19 protein-coding genes are annotated in these 23,142 nt (G+C 65.4%); 7 read left to right on the forward strand and 12 right to left on the reverse strand.

Features of this window, described 5'->3' with window-relative positions; genetic code table 11:
* Position 1 precedes the first annotated feature (1 nt).
* From BVH06_RS16090 to BVH06_RS16100, 3 genes are all read left to right on the forward strand, one after another.
* A complete protein-coding gene (locus BVH06_RS16090; protein ID WP_075934758.1) occupies positions 2–2,959 on the forward strand; it encodes a sensor histidine kinase in 2,958 nt (985 codons plus the stop codon).
* A complete protein-coding gene (locus BVH06_RS16095) occupies positions 2,956–3,588 on the forward strand; it encodes a response regulator transcription factor (RefSeq protein ID WP_075934759.1) in 633 nt (210 codons plus the stop codon). The genes BVH06_RS16090 and BVH06_RS16095 overlap by 4 nt, the downstream gene beginning before the upstream one ends.
* 146 nt (positions 3,589–3,734) lie before the next feature.
* Positions 3,735–4,139: a helix-turn-helix domain-containing protein gene (locus tag BVH06_RS16100; RefSeq protein ID WP_075934760.1), complete on the forward strand. Its 405-nt coding sequence runs from the start codon at positions 3,735–3,737 to the stop codon at positions 4,137–4,139.
* A gap of 11 nt (positions 4,140–4,150) precedes the next feature.
* Here BVH06_RS16100 and BVH06_RS16105 read toward each other — a convergent pair whose 3' ends face one another.
* From BVH06_RS16105 to BVH06_RS16145, 9 genes are all read right to left on the reverse strand, one after another.
* Positions 4,151–5,584 carry a winged helix-turn-helix domain-containing protein gene (locus BVH06_RS16105; RefSeq protein ID WP_075934761.1) on the reverse strand — a complete coding sequence of 478 codons (1,434 nt, stop codon included), beginning with the start codon at positions 5,582–5,584 and terminating at the stop codon, positions 4,151–4,153.
* A gap of 211 nt (positions 5,585–5,795) precedes the next feature.
* A complete protein-coding gene (locus tag BVH06_RS16110; protein ID WP_075934762.1) occupies positions 5,796–6,752 on the reverse strand; it encodes a GlxA family transcriptional regulator in 957 nt (318 codons plus the stop codon).
* A gap of 176 nt (positions 6,753–6,928) precedes the next feature.
* Entirely contained in the window at positions 6,929–7,831 is a 903-nt protein-coding gene (locus BVH06_RS16115) for a LysR family transcriptional regulator (RefSeq protein ID WP_075934763.1), read from the reverse strand.
* A 109-nt stretch (positions 7,832–7,940) separates the two neighbouring features.
* Complete coding sequence (gene ycaC / locus BVH06_RS16120; RefSeq protein WP_075932146.1) at positions 7,941–8,567, reverse strand: isochorismate family cysteine hydrolase YcaC; 627 nt, start codon at positions 8,565–8,567, stop codon at positions 7,941–7,943.
* On the reverse strand, positions 8,564–10,207 hold the full coding sequence (locus BVH06_RS16125) for an MFS transporter (RefSeq protein ID WP_075934764.1): 1,644 nt from the start codon (positions 10,205–10,207) through the stop codon (positions 8,564–8,566). The genes ycaC and BVH06_RS16125 overlap by 4 nt, the downstream gene beginning before the upstream one ends.
* Before the next feature lie 174 nt (positions 10,208–10,381).
* Positions 10,382–12,223: an amidohydrolase gene (locus tag BVH06_RS16130; protein WP_168172918.1), complete on the reverse strand. Its 1,842-nt coding sequence runs from the start codon at positions 12,221–12,223 to the stop codon at positions 10,382–10,384.
* A 148-nt stretch (positions 12,224–12,371) separates the two neighbouring features.
* Positions 12,372–13,190: an alpha/beta fold hydrolase gene (locus BVH06_RS16135; protein ID WP_075934766.1), complete on the reverse strand. Its 819-nt coding sequence runs from the start codon at positions 13,188–13,190 to the stop codon at positions 12,372–12,374.
* 35 nt (positions 13,191–13,225) lie between these two features.
* Positions 13,226–13,789 carry an antibiotic biosynthesis monooxygenase gene (locus tag BVH06_RS16140; protein WP_075934774.1) on the reverse strand — a complete coding sequence of 188 codons (564 nt, stop codon included), beginning with the start codon at positions 13,787–13,789 and terminating at the stop codon, positions 13,226–13,228.
* A 178-nt stretch (positions 13,790–13,967) separates the two neighbouring features.
* Positions 13,968–14,357: a DUF3592 domain-containing protein gene (locus BVH06_RS16145; RefSeq protein ID WP_075934767.1), complete on the reverse strand. Its 390-nt coding sequence runs from the start codon at positions 14,355–14,357 to the stop codon at positions 13,968–13,970.
* Positions 14,358–14,567: 210 nt separating this feature from the next.
* Between BVH06_RS16145 and BVH06_RS16150 the strand changes: the two genes are divergently transcribed.
* The 3 genes from BVH06_RS16150 (at position 14,568) to BVH06_RS16160 (ending at position 16,340) form a co-directional block, all read left to right on the forward strand.
* Positions 14,568–14,930 carry an RcnB family protein gene (locus tag BVH06_RS16150; RefSeq protein ID WP_075934768.1) on the forward strand — a complete coding sequence of 121 codons (363 nt, stop codon included), beginning with the start codon at positions 14,568–14,570 and terminating at the stop codon, positions 14,928–14,930.
* A 118-nt stretch (positions 14,931–15,048) separates the two neighbouring features.
* Positions 15,049–15,495, forward strand: coding sequence for a hypothetical protein (locus BVH06_RS16155; RefSeq protein WP_075932152.1), 447 nt, complete (start codon positions 15,049–15,051; stop codon positions 15,493–15,495).
* A 182-nt stretch (positions 15,496–15,677) separates the two neighbouring features.
* Positions 15,678–16,340 carry a DedA family protein gene (locus BVH06_RS16160; RefSeq protein ID WP_075934769.1) on the forward strand — a complete coding sequence of 221 codons (663 nt, stop codon included), beginning with the start codon at positions 15,678–15,680 and terminating at the stop codon, positions 16,338–16,340.
* Positions 16,341–16,403: 63 nt separating this feature from the next.
* On the opposite strand, the gene BVH06_RS16165 is transcribed toward BVH06_RS16160, so the two are convergent.
* From BVH06_RS16165 to BVH06_RS16175, 3 genes are read right to left on the reverse strand one after another with little or no spacing between them, the layout of a single operon-like run.
* A complete protein-coding gene (locus BVH06_RS16165) occupies positions 16,404–17,855 on the reverse strand; it encodes an AdeC/AdeK/OprM family multidrug efflux complex outer membrane factor (protein ID WP_075934770.1) in 1,452 nt (483 codons plus the stop codon).
* Positions 17,852–20,995 carry an efflux RND transporter permease subunit gene (locus BVH06_RS16170; protein WP_075932155.1) on the reverse strand — a complete coding sequence of 1,048 codons (3,144 nt, stop codon included), beginning with the start codon at positions 20,993–20,995 and terminating at the stop codon, positions 17,852–17,854. The genes BVH06_RS16165 and BVH06_RS16170 overlap by 4 nt, the downstream gene beginning before the upstream one ends.
* Before the next feature lie 14 nt (positions 20,996–21,009).
* Positions 21,010–22,149, reverse strand: a complete 1,140-nt coding sequence (locus BVH06_RS16175) for an efflux RND transporter periplasmic adaptor subunit (protein ID WP_075934771.1) — start codon at positions 22,147–22,149, stop codon at positions 21,010–21,012.
* A gap of 201 nt (positions 22,150–22,350) precedes the next feature.
* Between BVH06_RS16175 and BVH06_RS16180 the strand changes: the two genes are divergently transcribed.
* A complete protein-coding gene (locus BVH06_RS16180) occupies positions 22,351–22,986 on the forward strand; it encodes a TetR family transcriptional regulator (RefSeq protein WP_075934772.1) in 636 nt (211 codons plus the stop codon).
* The last annotated feature ends 156 nt before the right edge of the window (positions 22,987–23,142 follow it).

A 23,142-nucleotide genomic window follows, 5' to 3' on the forward strand; every position in this document is an offset into this window, starting at 1 on the left:
CATGCCGGTACAAGCCGAGCCATTGGCCCAGCGCGAGCACCACCGCTGGACCATGGCCGACGATGACGGCCCCAATCAGGTCGGAGCCCTGGCGCAAACCGATGACGGCTATCTGTGGCTGGGCGCCGACAGCGGCCTGCTGCGCTTCGATGGTTTCGACTTCACGGCATACCAGCCGAGCGACGGCCAGCCACTGGGTACGGTGGCCAGCCTGCTGGCGGTGGACGATGGCCTGTGGGTTGGCCTGCGCGCCGGTGGTGCGCGGCTGATTCAAGGGCGCACCTCGCGCAGCTTCCCACCTGGCCTGGGCCTACCCGGTGGCACGCTGTATGGGCTGGCTCGCGACCGCGACGGCATGATCTGGGCGGCGGCCCATGAAGGATTGGCCCGTTTCGACGGTAAGAAATGGATGGCCATCGGTGCCGACCAGGGCTTCGATGCCCGAAGCGCGCGGGCCGTATTCGTCGACCGGGACGGGACGCTGTGGGCGGCGAGCAGCCATCGCCTGTATCAGCGCCCGGCCGGTTCCCAAGGCTTCACGGCGGTGGACGGCACGCTCGATTGGGCCAGCCAGATCGCCCAGGCGGCAGATGGCTCGATCTGGATCGCCGAGCGCTACGTCAATCGCCTGCACCGCGTGGTGCCCGGCAGCCAGCCGCACCTGCAAAGCCAGATGGTAGAAGCGCCGATCAACGGCCTGTTGTTCGACGACGCGGGCGGCCTGTGGACCAGCACACCGGGCAACGGGCTGCACCGCTACCAGAACGTGCACATACCGCTGGATCCGGCCAATGCCGAGCGGGTGACCCCCAATGAAGGCCTGAGCGCCGATTACCTCTGGCCGCTGCTCGAGGATCGCGACGGCACCGTGTGGGCCGGCAGCAATGCCGGGCTGGACCGTTTTCGGCTACGTGAGCTGAGCCCCGCACCACTGCCGGCCGGCACCCTCAATGCGGCGCTGGCGGTGGCCGGCGATGGCGCGCTGTGGGCGGCCAGCGGCAACCGCGGCCTGATGCGCTTGCTCAATGGCGACCTGCAGCGTTGGCCCATCGCCGAACCGGTGACCGCCCTGCTCGCCGACCGTGCCGATGGCGTCTGGGCAGGCGGGCCTCAGGGCATCTGGCATGCGACGACGGCAGGCGTGACGCTACAGGCCGGGCTACCCAGCCAGGCGCCGCAGGACGCGTCAGTGCGGACGATGGCGCTGGCCGATGACGGTAGCCTGTGGGTGTCGATCAATCAGCTCGGGCTGTTCGTGCTGCGCGGGGATCGATGGCAGGCAATTGCCGGTGTCAGCGAGCAGCAGAGCCAGGTGATGCCGGTCAGCGCCGGACGCGACGAACAGGGTCGGTTGTGGTTCGGCTACCGCGACAACCTGCTGGTCAGCCGCCAGGGCGATGCGCTGCGCCAGTGGGGCGCGGCGGATGGGCTGCAAATCGGCCACGTGACCGCTCAACTGCACCATGAAGGCGTTACCTGGGTCGGCGGCCAGCATGGCCTGGCGCGCTTCGACGGTGAGCGTTTCCAGACCCTGCAGCTGCCGGCCAATGGCCAGTTCGACAATATCTATGCGCTGTTGCCCGGCCGCGATGGCGACCTGTGGGTGCATGGCAAGGGCGGCATCCTGCAGTTGCCCGCAGCTGAAATAGCACGGGCTCTGGCTGAGCCGGGCTATCGCCTGCACTACCGCTCGGTGAGCCTGGACGGCAGCCTGGCCAATGACCCCTACCGCGTGCTGCCGCTGCCCACGGGTGTGGTCGGCGCCAATGGCAAGCTGTGGTTTTCCAGCAGTGCTGGCGTGAGCCTGCTCGACCCGGCGCGCCAGCCTGCGGCCACGCCATTGCCGACGGTAGTGATCGAGAGCGTGCAAGTCGATGGCGAGCCCCAGCCTCTGCCCGGCATCTTGCAGCTGCCGGCTGACAGCCAGCGCCTGGTCATCGACTACACGGCGATTAACCTGCGCGCTCCACAGAGCCTGTCGTTTCGCTATCGTCTGCAGGGCTATGACCGCGACTGGATCGAGGCCGGGCGGCAGCGACGGGCCACCTATACCGGCCTGTCGGCGGGCGATTACCACTTCGAGGTGCAGGCGTTCGATCAGAGTGGTAGCGAGCCGGGCGCGCCAACGGTGCTGGCGTTCAATGTGGCGCCAGCGTTCTACCTGCGCCCGTTGTTCTACGTACCGACGAGCGCAGCCCTATTGCTGAGCCTCTGCTGGCTGCATCGCCGTGCACTGCGCCGTGACCGTCAGCGCCTGCGCCTGCAGTTGCATGCCCAGCAGGGTGAGCGTGATCGCATCGCCCGCGAACTGCACGACACCCTGCTGCAAAGCCTGCAGGGCCTGATGCTGCGCTTCCAGGCGGCCGCCGATACGCTTGCTGCCGATCACCCCTCACGCGCCCGGCTGGAGCACGCCCTGGATCGCGCCGACGAGGTAATGCACGAAGGCCGCGAACGCGTGCAGCACCTGCGCCAGCCGGGCGCCAGCGGCCTGGGACTGTCGACCGAACTGAGCCAGTTCGTGCAGGGTCTGGACGAGCCAGACAGCGAGATCACCCTGCACGTCAGTGGCGACAAACGCCCGCTGCACGCCGCCGTGCAGGACGCCATCTACCGTATCGCCGTCGAAGCCATCGGCAATGCCCTGCGTCATGCCCGCGCGCAACGGATCACCGTCACGCTGAGCTATGGTGCACGCTGTTTGCGGCTGCGCGTCGAGGACGATGGCCAGGGCATCGCCGCCGCCTTCGCCACGGCCGAGGGCCGGCCAGAACGCTGGGGCGTGCGTGGCATGCACGAGCGTGCAGCGCAGGTAGGTGCCACCCTCACCGTGCAGCCGCGGCCCAACGCTGGCACCCGGGTGGAACTGCAGCTCGGGGCGGCACTGTCCTACGCTGACCACTCCCCACAGCCATGGCGTCGCGGGTTCGCGCGCTCCCGACCGAGAGACGATGCATGAGTGACACCCCCATTCGCCTGCTGGTGGTCGACGATCATCCGCTGCTACGCGAAGGCATCGCCGCTGTGCTTGAAGCGCACGCGGATATCGAGCTGGTCGGCGAGGCCGCCGACGGCGAACAGGCCGTGGCATTGTTCGCCGAGCTGCGCCCGGACGTGACCCTGATGGATCTGCAGATGCCCGGCCTAAACGGCACCGAGGCCATTCATGTGATTCGCGAGCAGTTCGCCGATGCCTGTATCGCCGTGCTTACCACCTACAGCGGCGATGCTCGCGCCCTGCAGGCGGTGCAGGCCGGCGCCCGCGGTTACCTGCTCAAGAGCATGCTGCGCAAGGAGCTGGTCAGCGCCATCCGTAGCCTGGCGGCGGGCAAGCGCTACTTTCCGGAGCCGATCGCCAGCGAGTTGCTCGCCACCATTGCCGAGGACCGCCTCACCCCGCGCGAAACCCAGGTGCTGGAGCGCACCGCCCAGGGCCTGGGCAACGGCGATATCGCCGCGCTGCTGGCGATCTCCGAGGATACGGTCAAAGGCCATATGCGCAGCATCATGACCAAGCTCAAGGCACGCAACCGCACCCACGCGGTGAGTATCGCCCTGCAACGCGGGATCATCGACGGCTGGCAGTAGCGCCCTTCGGCCACGGGCCAGGACGCCCGCTTAACCTTAATTAACATTACGCAACTCGCCGCCACCGCCCCGCTCTTCAACAATCCCTTCTGCCCCGCGACATCCGGTCGCTCGCCGCGCTGCCAGGCGCCAGATGGGATATCGACATGAAGGCCGTCCACCATTGCCAACAGTTGCAAGCTGCCGCCGGCAAACTCGCCGACTGGCAGGAAGCGATCGCCAAAGAGCTGATGCTGGCCAACCTGGATGCCGGCATTTCGGTCGCCGAAGTGGCCGAAGCCTGCGCCCTGTCGCGCAGCCACTTCACCCGCAAATTCAAGGAGAGCACCTGCCAGTCGCCCCATGTCTGGTTGCGCCAGCAGCGGGTGGACAAGGCCATGGAGCTGCTGCGCCATTCGCCGTTGTCACTGACGCAGATCGCCATGGAGTGCGGGTTCTTCGACCAGGCGCATTTCTGCCGGGTGTTCGCCCGCAGCCAGGGCATGACGCCGCTGGCCTTCAAGCGCCAGCATCAGGCGCAGCCGATCGAGCTGCAGCGCGTCGCCTGCTAGCTAGCCCACGCCTAGGCCAGCGCCGGAGTGTCCCAGGTGCTGGCGAGCGCCGCCTCGCGTGCTTTCTCGCGAGCGAAGGCGCGGGTGCAGCCGAGCATGTGGTAATAGACCTGCCCGCCGTCACGACGCAAGCCAATCAGCGAAAGCCCCACCAGCCGGGCCAGTGCGGCGCAACGCGCACTGTCGCTGATCTTCAGCCCGCAAAGCGCCTGCTGCACATCGGCCACCGTGAAGTACGCATCGCAGCATGCCAGGCCCTGCAGGCAACGGCGCTCCTCGGCGCTGAGCAGCGCGTAACTCCACTCCAGCGAGGCCAGCAGGCTGGCATGCCGGGCTGGCGTGCTGCGGCGACCGAGCAGGCTCAGGTAACTGTGGTTCTCCAATTGGGCGAGGATGCCCTCCAGGCTCTGTACGTCCAGCTGCGCTGCAGCCAGTTCGATGGCCAGCGGCAGGCCGTCGAGCCGCCAGCACAGTTCGGCCACCCGCGGCACCTCGCTTTCCAGCAGGCGGAAGTCCGCCTGGCGCGCCCGCGCCCGACGCATGAACAGCTTTACCGCTGGATATCGCAGGGCGGCGGCCAGGCGCAGGTGGCTGCCCAATGGCGGCGATTCCAAAGGCGCCAGCGGCTGCACGTATTCCTCGGCGGTGCGCAGCGCCTCGCGACTGGTGGCCAGGATGCGCAGCCCAGGTGCGGCCTGCAGCAGCGCTTCGCTGAGTGCGGCGCAGGCATCGACCAGGTGTTCGCAGTTATCCATCAGCACCAGCATGTGCCGGTTGGCCAGGGTCGCCAGCAGGTGAGCCTGAGCATCGACGCCCTCGGGCACCGCGATGCCCATTTCCGACGCCAGGGTGGCGGCCAGCAGCGCCGGCTCGCCAAGCGTCGCCAGGTCCGCGAAGCGCACGCCATCGGTGAAGTGGCCGAGCTGCTGCTGGGCGACGCGCAGCGCCACGGTGGTCTTGCCCACTCCTGCGGGGCCGATCAGGGTGATGTGGCGGCGTGAGTGCAGGCGGCGCGTCAGTTCGTCGATCAGCTTGTCACGGCCTTCGATACGCACCGGCCTCCCCGGCAGGCTGGGCGCCAGCGCCGTCTCGCTCGCGGCCTGGCTGACCTGCTCGACATGGGCGACGAAGCTGTAGCCTCGCTGGCGCACGTTGGTGATGTAGTCCCGCGATTGCGGGCACACGCCAAGCACCCGGCGCAGGGCGGAGATGTGCACGCGCAGGTTGATCTCTTCGACGAAGGTCTTCGGCCAGACCTGGGAGATGATCGCCTCCTTGCTGACGATCTTGCCGGCGCTTTCCACCAGCACCAGCAGGATGTCCAGGGCGCGGGCGCCGATAGGCAGCGGGCGGTCGCCGTCGAGCAGCAGGCGACGCTGGGGATGCAACTCGAAGCGGCCGAAACGCAGGACGGTATCGCTGCCAATGGGTTCGAGATCGTGCATGACCTGTTCAGCTTCCCGCCATGCCGGACGTCACCCATCGGGTCTCGGCTGCTCGGCGCTCTGCCGCTCCTGTTCTGATAAGAGAATCATTCTCTACCGTTCGTCTGCCCGCAAACATCGTCACAGGGGGACGGATTCGGCCATTGCGGTGCGCAACTCGGACAACCGACGAAACGCTCTAGCGCGAGCGTCGTGGCCCTTTGCCAGCCGATCAGCCGAACTGGTGACGGTATTGCACCGGGGTCAGGCCCAGGCGCTTGTCGAACATCTGCCGCATATGCCGAGTGCTGCCGAAGCCGCTGCGAAAGGCCACGGTCTTCAACGGCAGCTCGGTGCTTTCCAGCAGCGAGCGGGCGTGGTCGACACGGGCGTTGAGCACGAACTCCATGGGCGTCATCTGTAGCTCGCGGGTGAATACCCGGGCAAAGTTGCGCACGCTCATCGCCGCCAGCTCGGCCAGTTGCTCGACGCTGAACGGCTCCTGAATGTTTTCCAGCACGTACTGCTGCACACGGTCCAGCGGCGTGGCGCCCTGGGTGCTCGGTGGCAGCAGTGGGCTGAACTGAGCTTGGCCGCCCTGCCGCTTGATCACCACCAGCAGCACCTTGGCAACGTCCAGCGCGAGCTTCTTGCCGTGGTCGTCGGCGAGCATCGACAGCGCCAGGTCGATACCTGCCGTCACGCCGCCGGAACTGAGCAGCTTGCCGTCCTTGGTGAACAACTGATCGGTTTCCAGCTGCGCCTTGGGAAAGCGCTTGGCCAGGCGATCCAGGTAATGCCAGTGGGTGGTCACGCGATAGCCGTCGAGCAGCCCTGCCTCGCCGAGGATGAAGGCGCCGGTGCATATCGCACCATGGCGGCGCGAGGCCTGGGCCGCCTCACGCAACCAGCCATGCAGGTACGGATGCCGGTCGTTGTAGGCCCCCGGCCCGCCGGGCACCAGCAGGGTGTCATAGGCTGGCGGTGCATCGATGGCCAGTTGATCGGCCTGCATGACGATGCCGTTGGAAGCACGCGCGCTGAGCGACTCGGCGCCCAGGGTGACGATGCGGTAGTGGTCGCTCTCGGGCAGGTAACGGTTGGCGACCGAGAACACCTCGATGGGGCCCGCCACGTCGAGCATCAGGACGTCGGCGAAGAGCAGAATCGCCACGGTTTTGGTGGTCATGCACAATCTCGAAGCATAAAAGGCCGGATGCCGCTGCCCCGTGGGAGCGATCGTCAGTTTTGTAAATCCTAGCGTCGATTATCGGAGCATGACAGCCGGCCGCACAGCCCCCGCAAGAGGTGCCGGCATGCCCCACCAAAGTGTTGGTGGCAGAGCGCCAGGCAAGGTATTCGGCTTCAGGCGGCCATGAACCTGAGGATCTGCTCGCGCAACCAGCGTTCGGCCGGGTCCTGATCCTGGGCGGCGCGCCAGACCATGGTCAGCTGCGCCGGCACGATCTCGAACGGCGGCTCTTCCATCACCAGGCCGCCGCCCTGCACCAGCGCCTCGGCGGCGTAGTCGGGAATGGTGGCGATCATGTCGGAGTTGCGCAGCAGCGCGCCCAGGCCGTTGAAATGCGGCACCGCCAGGGCGATCCTACGGCTGCGCTGCAGGCGCGCCAGGTCCTGATCGATGTTGCCGCACAGGTCGCCTGACATCGACACCAGCGCATGGGGGCGCGTGCAGTAATCGTCCAGGGTCAGTGGCGGCGTGCCGTCGGCGGCGCGAATCACCATGGCGCGGATGTCGCGCAGGCGACGGCATTTGGCATTGGCCGGCAGTTGGGTGGTGTAGCTGATGCCGATGGACACCTCGCCAGTGGCGAGCAACCCGGGCAGCAGCAGGAAGTTGGCATTGCGCACCACCAGCACGCATTCGGGCGCCTGTTGGCGCAGGTGGGCGAGCAACTGGGGCAGCAGGCCGCATTCGACGTCATCGGACATGCCGATGCGAAACACTGCATTGCTGTTAATCGGGTCGAAGTCACGTACCTCGCTGATCGCCTGGGAAATGCCATCCAGAGCAGCCGGCAGGCGGCGGAAGATTTCCAGCGCGCGGGGCGTGGGCTCCATTTCGCGGCCGTTGCGCACCAGCAGCGGGTCGTTGAAATAGTCACGCAAACGGGTCAGCGAGGCGCTGATCGCCGGCTGGCCGAGGTAGAGCTTTTCCGCCGTGCGCGTGAGGTTGCGCTCGTGCATCAGGCTTTCGAACACGACCAGCAGCTGCAGGTCGACTTTGCGCAGATCATTGCGGTTCACGATGGGCTCCCGGAAAGGCTGCACCGCAGAAAGGGATGGGGCCGCGAAAGGAAATTCGCCGCGGCCCGCTGAATGGGTGGACGGCAGAGGCGCCAGCCACCCTCACCTGTTACTTGCCTTCGGTGAGCGCCGAGTAGCTGGTGATCAGGTTGCGGTAGTCCGGAATGTGATCCGAGCAGATCTTCGCCAGCCCTTCCACGTCGTTGCGCCAGTCGCGGTGCAGCTCGCAGGCCACGGCGAACCAGTTCATCAGTTGCGCGCCGGCGGCGGTCATGCGCTGCCAGGCCGAGTCGCGGCTGATCTGGTTGAAGGTGCCGGAAGCATCGGTCACCACGAACACGTCGAAGCCTTCCTCGATGGCCGCCAGGGCCGGGAACGCCACGCACACTTCGGTCACCACGCCAGCGATGATCAGTTGCTTCTTGCCGGTGGCCTTGATCGCCTTGACGAAGTCTTCGTTGTCCCAGGCGTTGATCTGGCCTGGGCGCGCGATGTACGGCGCGTCCGGGAACAGCGCTTTCAGCTCTGGAACCAGCGGGCCGTTGGGGCCGGTTTCGAAGCTGGTGGTGAGGATGGTCGGCAGCTTGAAGAACTTGGCGAGGTCGGCCAGGGCCAGCACGTTGTTCTTGAACTTGTCCGGGTCGATGTCACGCACCAGGGACAGCAGACCGGCCTGATGATCGACCAGCAGAACGGCAGCGTTGTCTTTGTCCAGGCGGTTGTAGGGCTTGCTCATGATGAAACTCCGGGTGGGGTGGGAAAACGGGAATCGACCGCTCGCGGCTCGGGCACACCGAGCAGATGGCGGATGCGTACCGGAACGCCTTCGCGCTGGTACTGACGGGCGGCGGCCTCGATGCGCTGCTCGGCCACGGTGACGCGGCCGTGATGGCGCAGGTGTTCGAGCCAGGAGGCGTCGAAGAAGAATTCCTGCCAGAGGTGCGGGTTCTCGCTGTCCTGCAGCAGCCCCCAGGACAGCGCGCCGTTGCGCCGGCGCATGGCGCGCACGGCGAGCATCGCGTGGCTGAACGCCTCGGCGTGTTCGCGGGGGATGTCGTATTCGAGGGTGACCATCACCGGGCCGCGCTCGCGGTCCAGGTCAGCACTGAGTACCGGGGCCGGCCAGTGCACGGAAGGCGCCAGGTCCTCGGCATCGGTGACCGGCAGGCGAAAGCGCCAGGACAGCAGCACGCCGAGCACCAGCATCGCCCCGCCGCTGGCCAGGGCCACGCTCAGCGAGTACTCGCTGGCCAGCGAGCCCCAGACGATGCCGCCCAGGGCGCTGCAACCAAAGAACACCAGGATGTAGACGGCCAGGGCGCGGGCGCGCACCCAACTCGGCACGGAGGTTTGCGCGGCGACCTGCAGGCTCGACAGCACGGCGATCCAGGCGGCACCGCTGACCAGCATCACCGGAATCAACAGGGTGAAGTCGCGAATGAAGGCCAGGCCGAACAGCACCGCGGCATAGGCGAGGCTGGCGCCGGCGACGATCAGGTCGCTGCGCAACCGCTCACGCAGTTTGGGCAGGAACATCGCCCCACCGATGGCACCAGCGCCCACGCAGCCGAGCAGGATGCCGAAGTCCGCCGCCGTACCGTGCAGCTCGCGGCGCACCAGCAGCGGCAGCAGCGACATGCCGGCACTGGCGCCAACGAAGAACGCGAAGGTGCGCGCCAGCACAGCCTGCAGCGGTTTGGCGCTGCGCGCATAACGCACGCCGAGCCGCACCGCGCCGAACAGCCGCTCGGCCGGCAGGATGCTCACCGTGGGCGTGCGCTTCCAGGCGTACAGCGCAGCGATTACCGCAAAGAACGACACGGCGTTGAGGGCGAAGGTCAGCCAGGGGCCGCTGAGGCTCACCAGCACACCCGCGATAGCCGGGCCGATGGCCCGCGCTACGTTCATGCCCAGGCTGGACAGCGCCACGGCAGCCGGCAGCTCGCTCTTGCCGACCAGCTCGGGCGTCAGCGCCGACCAGGCCGGCATCATCAGCGCTGTACCTATGCCCATGGCCAGGGTCAGCAACAGGAGCAGCGGCACGTTCATCAGGCCCAGCAGCGTCAGGCCGGCGAGCAGCACCGCCACGGTCGCCATCCACAGCTGCACGGTCAGCAGATAGCGACGCTTGTCGACGATATCGGCCAGGGCGCCGGCGGGCAGCGCCAGGAAAAACATCGGCAGCGCCGCCGCCACCTGCACCAGCGCCACGGCGAGCGGGCTGGCCGACAACGAGGTCATCAGCCAGCCGGCACCGACCTCGTGCATCCAGGTGCCGATGTTCGAGGCAATGCTGGCCAGCCACAGCCAGCGGAACACCGATGTGCGCAGTGGGCTCCAGGGGCCGGCGGTGGTTGGTTGGGTGACGCGGGTCATGGGTTCTCTCGTTAAAAAGCAGTCGGTGTCGGTAAAAAATGGGCACAGCGGTGCCCGAGGCGCGGAGAGACGCCGATAAAAATGTGTGTGTTGCCTGTCGGAGTGCGGCGAACGCTCCCACAGACCCAGTCGTTCTCAAGCTCCTCGTAGGTCCTTTAACTTTCTAAACAGTCCTCAGAACGCGAAGCACGAACACCCGAACGCGCCCCAGAAGCCGGCGTAGTCGCTCACCGGCACCTTGCTCTGCCGCGCGCGCTCATGGCTGTGGGCATGCACCGCGCAGGAGCCGACGCACTGGTGCGCGGCGGCCTGCAGCGGCGCAGCCGGCTTCCAGTGTCCCGGCACCTTGGCCACCGGCGACCAGTCCGGCAGTACCGGCAGCGGTGGGTTGCCGTACTTGTCGAACTCGTCGGCGCCGTAGACCACCTTGCCGCCGACCACGGTGAGCACCGACTCGAGGTACTTGATGGCTTCCTCGGACACGCTGAAATAGTCCTGGGAAAGCACCGCCACGTCGGCCAGCTGACCCACGCGGATCTGCCCCTTCTTGCCCTGCTCGTTGGAGAACCAGGCGCTGCCCTGGGTGAACAGTTGCAGCGCGACTTCCCGCGACAGCCCTTCGGGGTACAACGCGGTGCCGCCCACGGTCTTGCCGCTGACCAGCCAGTACAGCGAGGTCCAGGGGTTGTAGCTGGCCACGCGGGTGGCGTCGGTGCCGGCGCCGACCGGTACGCCCTCGGCGAGCATGCGTTTGATCGGCGGGGTACTTTCCGCCGCCTGCTTGCCGTAGCGGTCGACGAAGTATTCACCCTGGAACGCCATGCGGTGCTGGATGGCGATGCCACCACCCAGCGCCCTCACCCGCTCGATGTTCTTCGGGGTGATGGTTTCGGCATGGTCGAAGAACCACGGCAGGCCATTGAACGGGATGTCGCGGTTGACCTTCTCGAACACGTCGAGCATGCGCGAGATGGATTCGTCGTAAGTGGCGTGCAGGCGGAACGGCCAGCGGTGCTCGACCAGATGGCGCACCACCGGCTCCAGGTCGGCTTCCATGTTCGGCGGCAAGTCCGGGCGCGGCTCGAGGAAGTCCTCGAAGTCGGCGGCGGAGAATGCCAGCATCTCGCCGGCACCGTTGTGGCGCAAGTAGTCGGTACCCTGGCCGTAGGTGACGCTCCTGGTCCACTGCTGGAAGTCAGCCAGCTCTTCCTTGGGCTTCTGGGTGAACAGGTTGTAGGCGATGCGTACGGTCAACTGATCGTTGTCGGCCAGCTCCTGGATCACCTGATAGTCGTCCGGATAGTTCTGGTAACCGCCGCCGGCATCGATGGCGCTGGTCAGGCCCAGGCGATTGAGCTCGCGCATGAACTGGCGGGTCGAATTGACCTGGTATTCGAGGGGCAGCTTCGGCCCTTTGGACAGGGTCGAGTAGAGGATCATCGCGTTGGGGCGGGCGATCAGCATGCCGGTGGGTTCGCCATTGGCGTCACGCTGGATTTCGCCACCGGGCGGGTTGGGCGTGTCCTTGGTGTAGCCGACCACCCGCAGGGCGGCGCGGTTGAGCAAGGCGCGGTCATAGAGGTGCAGCAGGAACACCGGGGTGTCCGGCGCCGCCTGGTTGATCTCGGCCAGGGTCGGCATACGCTTTTCGGCGAACTGGAATTCGTTCCAGCCCCCGACCACGCGCACCCATTGCGGGGTGGGCGTGCGGTCGGCCTGGTCCTTGAGCATGCGCAGGGCATCGGCCAGCGACGGCACGCCTTCCCAGCGCAGCTCGAGGTTGTAGTTCAGGCCGCCGCGGATCAGGTGCAGGTGCGAGTCGTTGAGGCCGGGAATCGCGGTGCGCTTGTTGAGGTCGATGACCTGGGTGGCGGCGCCCTTGATGGCCATGGCCTCGGCGTCGCTGCCGACCGCGACGAAGCGGCCATCCTTGATCGCCACGGCGCTCGCATGCGGGCGCTCGGGGTCCACGGTGTGGAATTTGCCGTTGAGCAGGATCAAGTCGGCGTCGTTCATGTTGGCTCCGAATGCATAGCCGGCACCGCCGGCAAAGGGTAAGGCGGACCACAGCGCGCCAGCCGCGCCGAGCAGGCCACCGGCAGCAACGACCTGGCGGCGTTTCGGGTCTTTGGGATCATTGGTCATGGCTGGGCGCTCCGGTCGATCAGCGGGACACGAAGGCCAGCAGGTCTTCGTTCAGACGCTGCTGATGGGTCACGGCGAAGCCGTGGGGCGCGCCCTCGTACACCTTCAGTTCGGCGCCCTCGATCATCTGCGCGGCGAGGCGGCCGGTGGTTTCGAACGGCACGATGGCGTCGGCGTCGCCGTGGATCACCAGGGTCGGTACATCGACCTTGGCCATGTCGGCGCGGAAATCGGTTTCCGAGAACGCGGTCACGCAGTCGACGGTGCCCTTGAGCGACGCCAGCAGCGCGATGTTGAGGGTCTGGGTGAGCACGCCATCGGAGATCGCGTGGCCCTTGTCGATGCCATAGAACGGCGTGGCGAAATCGCTGATGAACTGCGCGCGGTCCTTGAGCAGGCCGTCCTTGATGCCGGCGAATACCGAGGCGTCGACGCCCTCGGGGAAATCCGCGGCCTTGCCGAAGATCGGCGTGACCGCGCCGAGCAGCGCCAGCTTGCTCACCCGTGACGTGCCGTGGCGGCCGATATAGCGGCTGACGTCGCCGCCGCCCATGGAAAAGCCCACCAGGGTCACGTCATGCAGGTCGAGGTGTTCGATCAGTTGGGCGATGTCGTTGGCGAACGTGTCGTAGTCGTAGCCCGTCCACGGCTGGCTGGAACGCCCGAAACCGCGACGGTCGAAGGCGATGGTGCGGTAGCCGCGGCTGCTCAGGTACTGCATCTGGTATTCCCACATGTCGGCGTCCAGCGGCCAGCCATGGCTGAACAGCACGGGCTTGCCGCTGCCCCAGTCCTTGAAATAGATCTCGGTGCCGTCACGGGTCGTGAATGTGCTCATGGAAATTACCTCTCGGGTAGAAACGTAGGGGGAAGTCAGCGGGCGCTCAGCCAGCCGGCGCTCCAGCGGGTGACCGCCGGCATGATCCAGAACACCACCGGCACGACGATGCACAGGGTGATCAGCAGGTTGCTCGGTACCACGCCCGCCAGCGCCGGGTACTGCTGGAACAGCGGCTGCCACAGCAGCGGGATGATCATGGTCAACGGGCAGATGACCAGGTAGGTCAGCACCGCCTGCTTCCACTTCGCCGGCTGGGGCGCCTGGGCATGTTCGGGGGTGAACCAGAATTCGTGGTCGCGGCTGACCTGGATCTGGTCGCCGCCTTCGAGCAGCGGCAGCACTTCGTCGATCAGCAGACGCCGGCGATCCGAGGCGATCCACTCGTCCAGTTGCCAGCCTTCGGCGAAGCGCAGCACGGTGGTTAAGGCACCGCCCTGCCCATCCGTACGGATCACGTTGACGCCCAGGTGGCCGGGCTGCTGTTCGGCAGCGGCCAGGGCACGCTTGAGCCAGGCTTCGTAGGCCGGCAGGCAACCTGGGCGCACCTTGTGCTGGATGACCAGGGTCAGCACATCGCTCGGTTGAATGGCTGGCATCGAAGAGGCGTCCCTGGCGGCGAAATCGATCCGCGAGGCCATGGCCTGCGGCGTGACGATCAGCAAGCCTGTGGCCATGGCCGACCGTGCAGCCACTATGCCGCTGCGTCGAGCGGCGTTATTGGACGTATGTGCTCAATGGTCACAGCCGCTCGAAACGGCGGCTGGAAACGGTCGGCTAGTTGAGCAGCAGCTCAACCAACAGAAACAGGCCAGCGATGCCGCACAGCAGCCCGCCCAGCCAGAAGAACGAGGCGCCGCGCTGCACCGGGGTGTCGATCACCGCGCGCTTAGGGAAGGCCGGGTCGTAGCGCACCGCCACCAGGTCGCCTTTGCGGTAGTGGCGCCAACTGCTCATGCTGCTCTCGTGCATGTGCAGGTTGCCGTGCTCGTCGCGCCACTCGAAACGCGGATAACGGCTCGGCGTGCTGAGCCCCCAGTCACTGGCGATGATACGCCCTTGCGCGCACAGCCAGTCGCGGCTGACGCGGCGCCGGGAAAGGCCGATGCCCATGAGTACGGCGCCGACGCAGCCGAACACCAGGGCAAGAAAAACAGCAACAGGCATGGGTCACTCGAATCAGGTACGTGAATAAGTAGTGCCCCCCTGCAGCCCGAAGGTTCACGGAAAAAACCTGCCGTTCGGCGGGGTGTGCAGAAGTGTCACCGGCAACGCGGTATAAGAAGACGACAGGCCGGTGGGGTGACGAAAATTTAGGTTGAGTTTTCCGCAACCTGATCCTGTCCATTCATATGGACACGGATTAAGGAGAGCCACATGAAACCCACGCGTAACCTCAGCATCTTGTTTGGCGCCCTGCTGGTCAGCGGCATGGCCCATGCGGCCGATCCGGCCGAGCAGGAACCGGCCCGTGAGGTCTATCAGGATCAGGTGCTCAAGCAGCAGCCGGACCAGGAAGATCCGCAAGCCAAGGATCCGATGCACATCGGTGACCTCAAGGAAGGCACCCCGGCACCGCACAAGTACTGGCGTGACGATTACGCGATCAAGGACCTGAAAAAGCACAACCTGCCGGAGCCCGAAGACAAGGAGCACGAGCACTGGGTGAAGATTGGTACCGACTACGTGTTGCTCAACAACAACACCGGCACCATCCAGCGCATCATCAAGGGCAAGTAACCGCTCTGGCACGCTGCACCGACACGGAAATAAAGCTCAACGACGCCGCGTAAGTGGCTATCATTCACGCAGGTTCCGTCATGCCTCGTGTCGGTTCTTTCTCTTCTAGGGATGGATGATGAAAGTTTCAGCAAGCAAACCCAAAAGCCCGCGCAGTGAGTTCGCGCGCAGCGCCCTTGCGGTGGCCGTTGGCGCCGCGCTGGCTTATGGGGCTGCTCATCTGTTCGCCCGATTCTATCCGGCGCATCAGCAGGCGGCGCCGACCACCATCAAGGTCACCCCGGCTCCGGCTGCCGCCCCCAAGGTTGCGCCGATAGAGCCGTTGGCGCCCGGGGAAGACCCCTGGTGGCGCGGTGATACCGAGTTCTGGCAGGAACAGGCGCGTCTCAACAGCGCGGCAGTAGCACCGCAATACCGCGAGCTGCAATTCGCCTGGTCGGAGCGCATGGCCGCCCTCGCCAAACAGCGCGCCCAGCAGGACGGCAGCAAGCGCGACCCGGCCACCCTGCAGGCCAAGGACGCCCAAACCACCGAGCTGCATATCCAGCCACGCAGCAAGCAATAACTCTCGGCCGTCTGGCCACGTTTACGTTCATCGCACCGCGCTCGCCGCAGGGAACGCTTGCAGAGCCGAGAGCTCAAAACCCTGCCTCAGCCTCGCGCCTTTGCACGCCGATGCGAGCATAATGCCGCCCCCAAGCAGCCCGCCCGGATCGTCATCGGGCTGCCCTATCGTTGGAGCCCTCGATGGAATTCATTCACCTGGTTATCGATTTCATTCTGCATATCGACCAGCACCTGGCGGCCCTGACCGCTCAATACGGCACCTGGATCTACGCGATCCTGTTCCTGATCGTGTTCTGCGAAACCGGCCTGGTGGTCACGCCGTTCCTGCCCGGTGACTCGCTGCTGTTCGTGGCCGGCGCCATCGCCGTGCACGGCACCATGAACGTGCACCTGCTGGTGCTGCTGCTGATCACCGCGGCGATTCTCGGCGACGCACTGAACTACACCATTGGCCGCTTCATGGGCCAGCGACTGTTCCGTAACCCGGACTCGAAGATCTTTCGCCGCCGCCACCTGGAAATCACCCAGCAGTTCTATGCCCGCCACGGTGGCAAGACCATCATCCTGGCGCGCTTCGTGCCGATCGTGCGCACCTTCGCGCCCTTCGTCGCCGGCATGGGCCGCATGAGCTACGCCCATTTCGCCGCCTACAACGTGGTCGGCGCGATCCTGTGGGTCACCCTGTTCACCTACGGCGGCTACTTCTTCGGCAACCTGCCGGCGGTGCAGAGCAACCTGCACTACCTGATCATCGGCATCATCATCGTGTCGATCCTGCCGGGCGTTATCCAGCTGGTTCGCCACAAGATGAGCAGCTCGGCGCGCGTGCAGACACCGCAGTAAGAACCTGACGCCCATAAAAAAACCCCGCGATCGCGGGGTTCTTTAGTGGCTGACCGCAACCGATCAGGGCTGCGGTGCGGCCGCAGTGGCCGGTGCGCTCTGGGTACGCTCGTTCCAGCCGCCACCGAGCGCCTTGTACAGGTTGATCTCGCTGGTGAGCTGCGACAGGCGTACGCCGATCAGTTGCTGCTCGGCGCTGAACAGCTGGCGCTGGGCATCGAGCAGGGTCAGGTAGCTGTCCACGCCGGTACGGAAACGGCGGTCGGCCAGGTCGTAGTAGTTCTCGGAGGTTTCCACCAGGCTGCGCTGCGCCTGCAGTTGCTCCTCGAAGGTACCCCGCGCGGCAAGGCCATCGGAGACTTCCTGGAAGGCGGTCTGCACCGCTTTCTCGTAGTTCGCCACCTGGATGTTCTTCTGGATCTCGGCGTAGTCGAGGTTGGCGCGCAGGCGACCGGCCGTGAAGATCGGCAGGTTGATCTGCGGCTGGAACAGCCAGGTGCCCGAACCACCGTCGAACAGGCCCGACAGCTGGCGGCTGGCGGTACCGGCGTTGGCGGTCAGGCTGATGCTCGGGAAGAACGCGGCACGTGCAGCGCCGATGCTGGCGTTAGCAGCGAGCAGTTCACGCTCGGCCTGCAGCACGTCGGGGCGGCGTTGCAGCAGGTCGGACGGCAGGCCCGCCGGCACGTCGGCCAGCAGTTGCTTGTTCAGCCCCTCGCCCTGCGGCAGGTCGGCCGGCACCGGGCCGCCGAGCAGCACGCCCAGGGCGTTGCGATCCTGGGCAACCTGGCGGGTGTACTGCGCCAGGTTGGCCTGGGCGGTCTGCACCGAGGTGCGCGCCTGGCTCAGGGACAGGGCATCGGTCACACCGACGTCGAAGCTGCGCTGGGTCAGTTCCAGGCTGCGCTGGAAGGTGCCGAGGGTTTCGCGGGTCAGCTTGAGCAACGCCTCGTCGGCCTGCAGCGTCAGGTAGGCATTGGCCACGCTGGCGATCAGGCTGATCTGGGTGCTGCGCTGTGCCTCTTCGGTGGCGAAGTACTGCTGCAGCGTCTGCTCGTTGAGGCTGCGCAGGCGACCGAAGAAGTCCACTTCCCAGGCATTCACGCCCACGGTCGCGCTGTACTGGCCACCGACCGTGGAACGGCCGGTCTGCGACAGGTCAGCGGGAGTACGCTGGCGGGTACCGCTGCCATCGGCCGATACGTTGGGGAACAGCTCCGAACGCTGGATACGGTACTGGGCCTGGTAGGCCTCGACGTTCAATGCCGCCACGCGCAGATCGCGGTTGTTGTTGAGCGCGGTTTCCACCAGGCGCTGCAAGGCCGGGTCACGCAGGAACTCGCGCCAGCCGAGATCGGCCGCCGCGACCGAGCCCTGCACGGCGCTGCCCTGGTACGCCTGGCCCTGGGGCCAGGCACTGTCGACCGGCGCATCGGGGCGCTGGTAGTCGGGGATCATGGTGCAGCCGCTGAGTACGATGCTCGCGACGGCTAGAGACAACAGGGACTGCCTCACTGGACGGCCTCCTCATCGTTGAGTTTTTTGGCGCTCTTGTCCTTGAACATCGAGCTGACCACCACGTAGAACAGCGGGATCCAGAAGATCGCCAGCACCGCCGCGGTAAGCATACCGCCGATCACACCGGTACCGATGGCATGTTTGCTGCCGGCACCCGCGCCGCTGGAAATGGCCAGCGGAACCACACCCAGGATGAACGCCAGGGAGGTCATGATGATCGGGCGCAGTCGCATGCGGCACGCCTCGACCGCCGCCTCGAGATGGCTCATGCCCTGCTCGTGCAGCGACTTGGCGAATTCGACGATGAGGATCGCGTTCCGTGCCGACAAACCGATGGTGGTGATCAGGCCCACCTGGAAGAACACGTCGTTGGACAATCCGCGCCCCAGGGTGAACAGCAGCGCACCGAGGATACCCAGTGGCACTACCAGGATCACCGAGAACGGAATCGACCAGCTCTCGTACAGTGCCGCCAGGCAGAGGAACACCACCAGCAGCGACAGCGCATAGAGGGCCAGGGTCTGCGAACCCGCCAGACGCTCCTCGTAGGATTGCCCGGTCCAGTCGAAGCCGACACCCTGCGGCAACTCGGCCGCGATGCGCTCGACTTCGGCCATCGCCTCACCCGAACTGTGGCCCGGCGCGGGCGCACCGAGAATCTCGATGGCGCTCACCCCATTGTAGCGCGACAGCTTGGGCGAGCCGTAGGTCCACTCGCCAGTGGCGAAGGCGCTGAACGGCACCATCTGGCCCTGGTCGTTGCGTACGTGCCACTTGCTCAGGTCTTCGGGGTTCATGCGCGAGTCGCTTTGACCCTGCAGGTACACCTTCTTGACGCGGCCGCGGTCGATGAAGTCGTTGACGTAACTGCCGCCCCAACCGATCTGCAGAGTGGTGTTGACGTCCGACAGGGACACACCCAGGGTGCGCACCTTCTCATCGTCGATCAGCAGCTTGTACTGCGGCTCGTCGAGCAGGCCGTTGGCGCGCACGCTGCTGAGCACCGGGCTCTGGTTGGCCAGTTGCAGGAACTTGTCACGGGCTTCGTTCAGGGTGGCCTGGCCGACGCCGGCACGGTCCTGCAGGAACAGGTTGAAGCCGGTTGCGTTACCCAGCTCCATGACCGCAGGCGGGGCGAAGGCGAACACCATGGCATCGCGGAACTCGCCACCGAAGAAGCGGCCCTGGGCACGCTGCGCCAGCTCGGCGACGCTGGTGCCGGCAGCGGTACGCTCGGACCACGGCTTGAGCATGATGAACGCCATACCCGAGCTCTGGCCACGGCCGGCGAAGTTGAAGCCGGTCACGGTGAACACCGAATTGACCACGTCCTTCTCGTCTTCGAGCAGGTACTTGCGCATGTCGTCGACGACCGCCTGAGTACGCTCGGCACTGGAGCCGGACGGCGTCTGCACCTGGGCGAACAGCACGCCCTGGTCTTCCTCGGGCAGGAACGCCGACGGGATCAGGGTGAACAGCCAGCCTGCCACCGCCACGATGATCGCGTAGATGATCAGGAACGGCGCCTTGCGCTTGACCACGCCGCGTACACCACGCTCGTAGCCGTTGACGCTACGCTCGAAGGTACGGTTGAACCAGCCGAAGAAGCCGCCCTTCTCATGGTGCTCGCCCTTGGCGATCGGTTTGAGCATGGTGGCGCACAGCGCCGGCGTGAAGATCAGCGCGAGGATCACCGAAAGCACCATGGCCGAAACGATGGTGATCGAGAACTGCCGGTAGATCACGCCCACCGAGCCGCCGAAGAAGGCCATCGGCAGCAGTACCGCCGACAGCACCACGCCGATACCGACCAGCGCGCCCTGGATCTGGCCCATGGATTTTCGCGTCGCCTCGAGCGGTGACAGCCCCTCTTCGCGCATCACCCGCTCGACGTTCTCGACCACCACGATGGCATCGTCCACCAGCAGGCCGATGGCCAGGATCATGGCGAACATCGTCAGGGTGTTGATGCTGTAGCCGAACACCGCCAGCACGCCGAAGGTGCCGAGCAGTACCACCGGTACGGCCAGGGTGGGGATCAATGTGGCGCGGAAGTTCTGCAGGAACAGGTACATGACCAGGAAGACCAGCACGAAGGCTTCGATCAGGGTCATGATCACGCCATGGATAGACTCCTGCACCACAGGCGTGGAGTCGTACGGCATCACCACTTCCATGCCGGCCGGGAAGAACGGTTTCAGCTCTTCGATGGTGGCGCGGATCGCCTTGGCGGTATCCAGGGCATTGGCGCCGGTGGCCAGCTTGATCGCCAGACCGGAGGCCGGGTTGCCGTTGAACTGCGCACGGATGTTGTAGTTCTCACCGCCCAGCTCGACCTTGGCGACATCGCCCAGGCGCACCTGGGAACCGTCGCGATTGACCTTGAGCAGAATGTTACGGAACTGCTCGGGGGTCTGCAGGCGGGTCTTGCCGATGATGGTGGCGTTGAGCTGCTGGCCGGGGCCGGCTGGCAGGCCACCGAACTGGCCGGAGGAAATCTGCACGTTCTGCGCCTGTACAGCGGTACGCACATCGACCGGAGTCAGTTGAAAGTTGTTGAGCTTGGCGGGGTCGAGCCAGATGCGCATGGCGTACTGGGCACCGAACACCTGGAAGTCACCGACGCCCGGTGTCCGGGAAATCGGGTCTTGCATGTTGGCGACGATGTAGTTGGACAGGTCCTGGTTGGTCATGCTGCCGTCGGTGGACACCACGCCGATCACCAAGAGGAAGTTCTTCACCGCCTTGGTGACGCGCAGGCCCTGCTGCTGGACCTCTTGAGGCAACAGCGGGGTGGCCAGCTGCAGCTTGTTCTGCACCTGAACCTGGGCGATGTCCGGGTTGGTGCCCTGGTTGAAGGTGACGACGATTTCCATGCTGCCGTCGGAGTTGCTCGCCGAGCTGATGTAGCGCAGCCCGTCGATACCGTTCATTTGCTGCTCGATCACCTGTACCACGGTGTCCTGCACGGTCTGTGCGGAGGCACCCGGGTAGTTGACCTGGATGCTCACGGCAGGCGCGGCGATGCTCGGGTACTGGTTGACCGGCAGTTTGAGGATGGACAGGCCGCCGGCCAGCATGATCACCAAGGCGATCACCCAGGCGAAAATCGGCCTGTCGATGAAGAAATTCGACATCGTATAATCGCTCCTTAGCGGCTCTCAGCCTGGTCAGCCGCCTGTTGCGGCGCTGCCACGTTCTTCGCTTCGGTGGTTTTCACCTCGGCCCCCGGCTGCACGAACTGCAGGCCCTCGGTGATCAGCTTGTCGCCGGACTTCAGGCCGTCGAGCACCAGCCAGCGGTTGCCAGCGGTACGTTCGGCCTTGATCTGGCGCAGCTCGACCTTGTTCTCGGCGTTGACCACCAGCGCGGTCGGGTCGCCCTTGGAATTGCGGGTCACACCCTGCTGCGGCGCGAGGATCGCTTCCTTGTTCACACCGGCGGGCAGGCGCGCATGCACGAACATGCCAGGCAGCAGGGTGTGGTCAGGGTTGGGGAACACGGCGCGCATGGTTACCGAGCCAGTGCCCTCATCGACCGACACTTCGGCGAATTCCAGGGTACCTTCGTGCTCGTAGGTGCTGCCGTCCTCGAGGCGCAGCTGCACCTTGGCGGAGGTATCGCTGGCCTTCTGCAGCTGACCGCTTTCCAGTTCGCGGCGCAGGCGCAGCAGGTCCTTGGTCGGCTGAGTCACGTCGACGTAGATCGGATCGAGCTGCTGGATGGTCGCCATGGCATTGGTCTGGCCGTTGCTGACCAACGCGCCTTCGGTGACGGCGGAACGGCCGACGCGACCGGCGATGGGCGCCAGCACCTTGGTGTAGCGCACGTTGATGCGCGCCTGTTCCAGCGAGGCCTCGGCCTGCAGGCGAGACGCCTGGGCTTCATCGTAGGCCTGACGGCTCACGGCTTGATCGGACACCAGGCTCTTGTAACGCTCGGCCAGCGACTTGGCCGAGGCCAGGGTGGCCTGGGCACTCTTGGCTGCTGCCTCGTATACCGCCGCGTCGATCTGGTAAAGCTGCTGGCCAGCCTTGACCTCGGAACCTTCCTCGAACAGGCGCTTCTGGATGATGCCGTCGACCTGCGGACGCACCTCGGCGATGCGGTAGGCGGCGGTTCTGCCCGGCAGTTCGGTGGTCAGCGTGTAAGGCTCTGCCTGCAGCGTGACGATGCCGACAGTCGGCGCCTGACGCGGTGGCGGAGCAGCCTCATCGCTGCAGCCAGCGAGCGTCAGCGTGGCCAGAGCGATAGCGGAAACCATAGCGGCGAAGGCTGGCTTCTTCTGCATCTGAAAGGACCTCATGTCTAAGTGATTCGAGCCGCGGGGGGCGGTACCTGGCAGATAGCCGAGGTGGATACTGGGAAATAGAGCGCAAATATACTTACGTTCGAGAATGTTTGTAAATGCATCTTTTTGTGTGACACTGCGCGCCTGTGTGACCCCGGACAGGGGTTTTGATCCGAATTTTTTACGCCTGGAAGCCGCGCTATGGCCAGACGCACCAAAGAGGAAGCCGAAGAAACCCGCGCGCAGATTCTTGATGCCGCTGAGCGGGTGTTCTATGCCAATGGCGTGTCGGCCACCTCGCTGGCGGACATCGCCGCCGCAGCCGGCGTAACGCGCGGGGCCATCTACTGGCACTTCCAGAACAAGGTCGACGTATTCCAGGCCATGCTCGACCGTCGCCTGCTGCCCCAGGAAGAACTGTCTCGCGCCTGCGAAAGCGAGGACGAACCTGACCCATTGGGCAACATGCGCCAACTACTGGTGCAGCTGCTGTTGCGTATGCACGCCGACAGCGAATGCCGTCGGGTCGGAGAAATTCTGCAATACAAATGCGAATACAGCTCCGAGCTCGGCGGCCTGCGCCAGCAGATGCAGGTGTTCCAGCAAGAATGCGACCAACGCATTGCCAGAACATTACGTAATGCCGTCAACCGCAACCAACTGCCAGCCAACCTCGACTGCCAGCGCGCAGCGATCTGCCTGCATGCTTACATGGACGGCCTGCAGGCCCACTGGCTGCTCAATACCGACGCCTACGACCTGCAAGCCCATGCCCATGCCATGGTCGATGCGATGATCGACATGCTGCAGCACAGCGAAGCGCTGCGTACCTGCTGATCGACTTGGAGCCTGTTCAAAGTCTTATCTGCGCATGAAGCGGCAACTACAAGGCAGGAGCAGACACTCAAACCAACCTGTGGGAGCCCCGACCTCGGGGCGAAACGATTGCAGCCTGACTGCCTATTTCGGCGGTGCCTGAGCGATTCGCCGCGA

The sequence above is a fragment of the Pseudomonas sp. PA27(2017) genome (assembly GCF_001945445.1).
Classification (GTDB): Bacteria; Pseudomonadota; Gammaproteobacteria; order Pseudomonadales; family Pseudomonadaceae; genus Aquipseudomonas.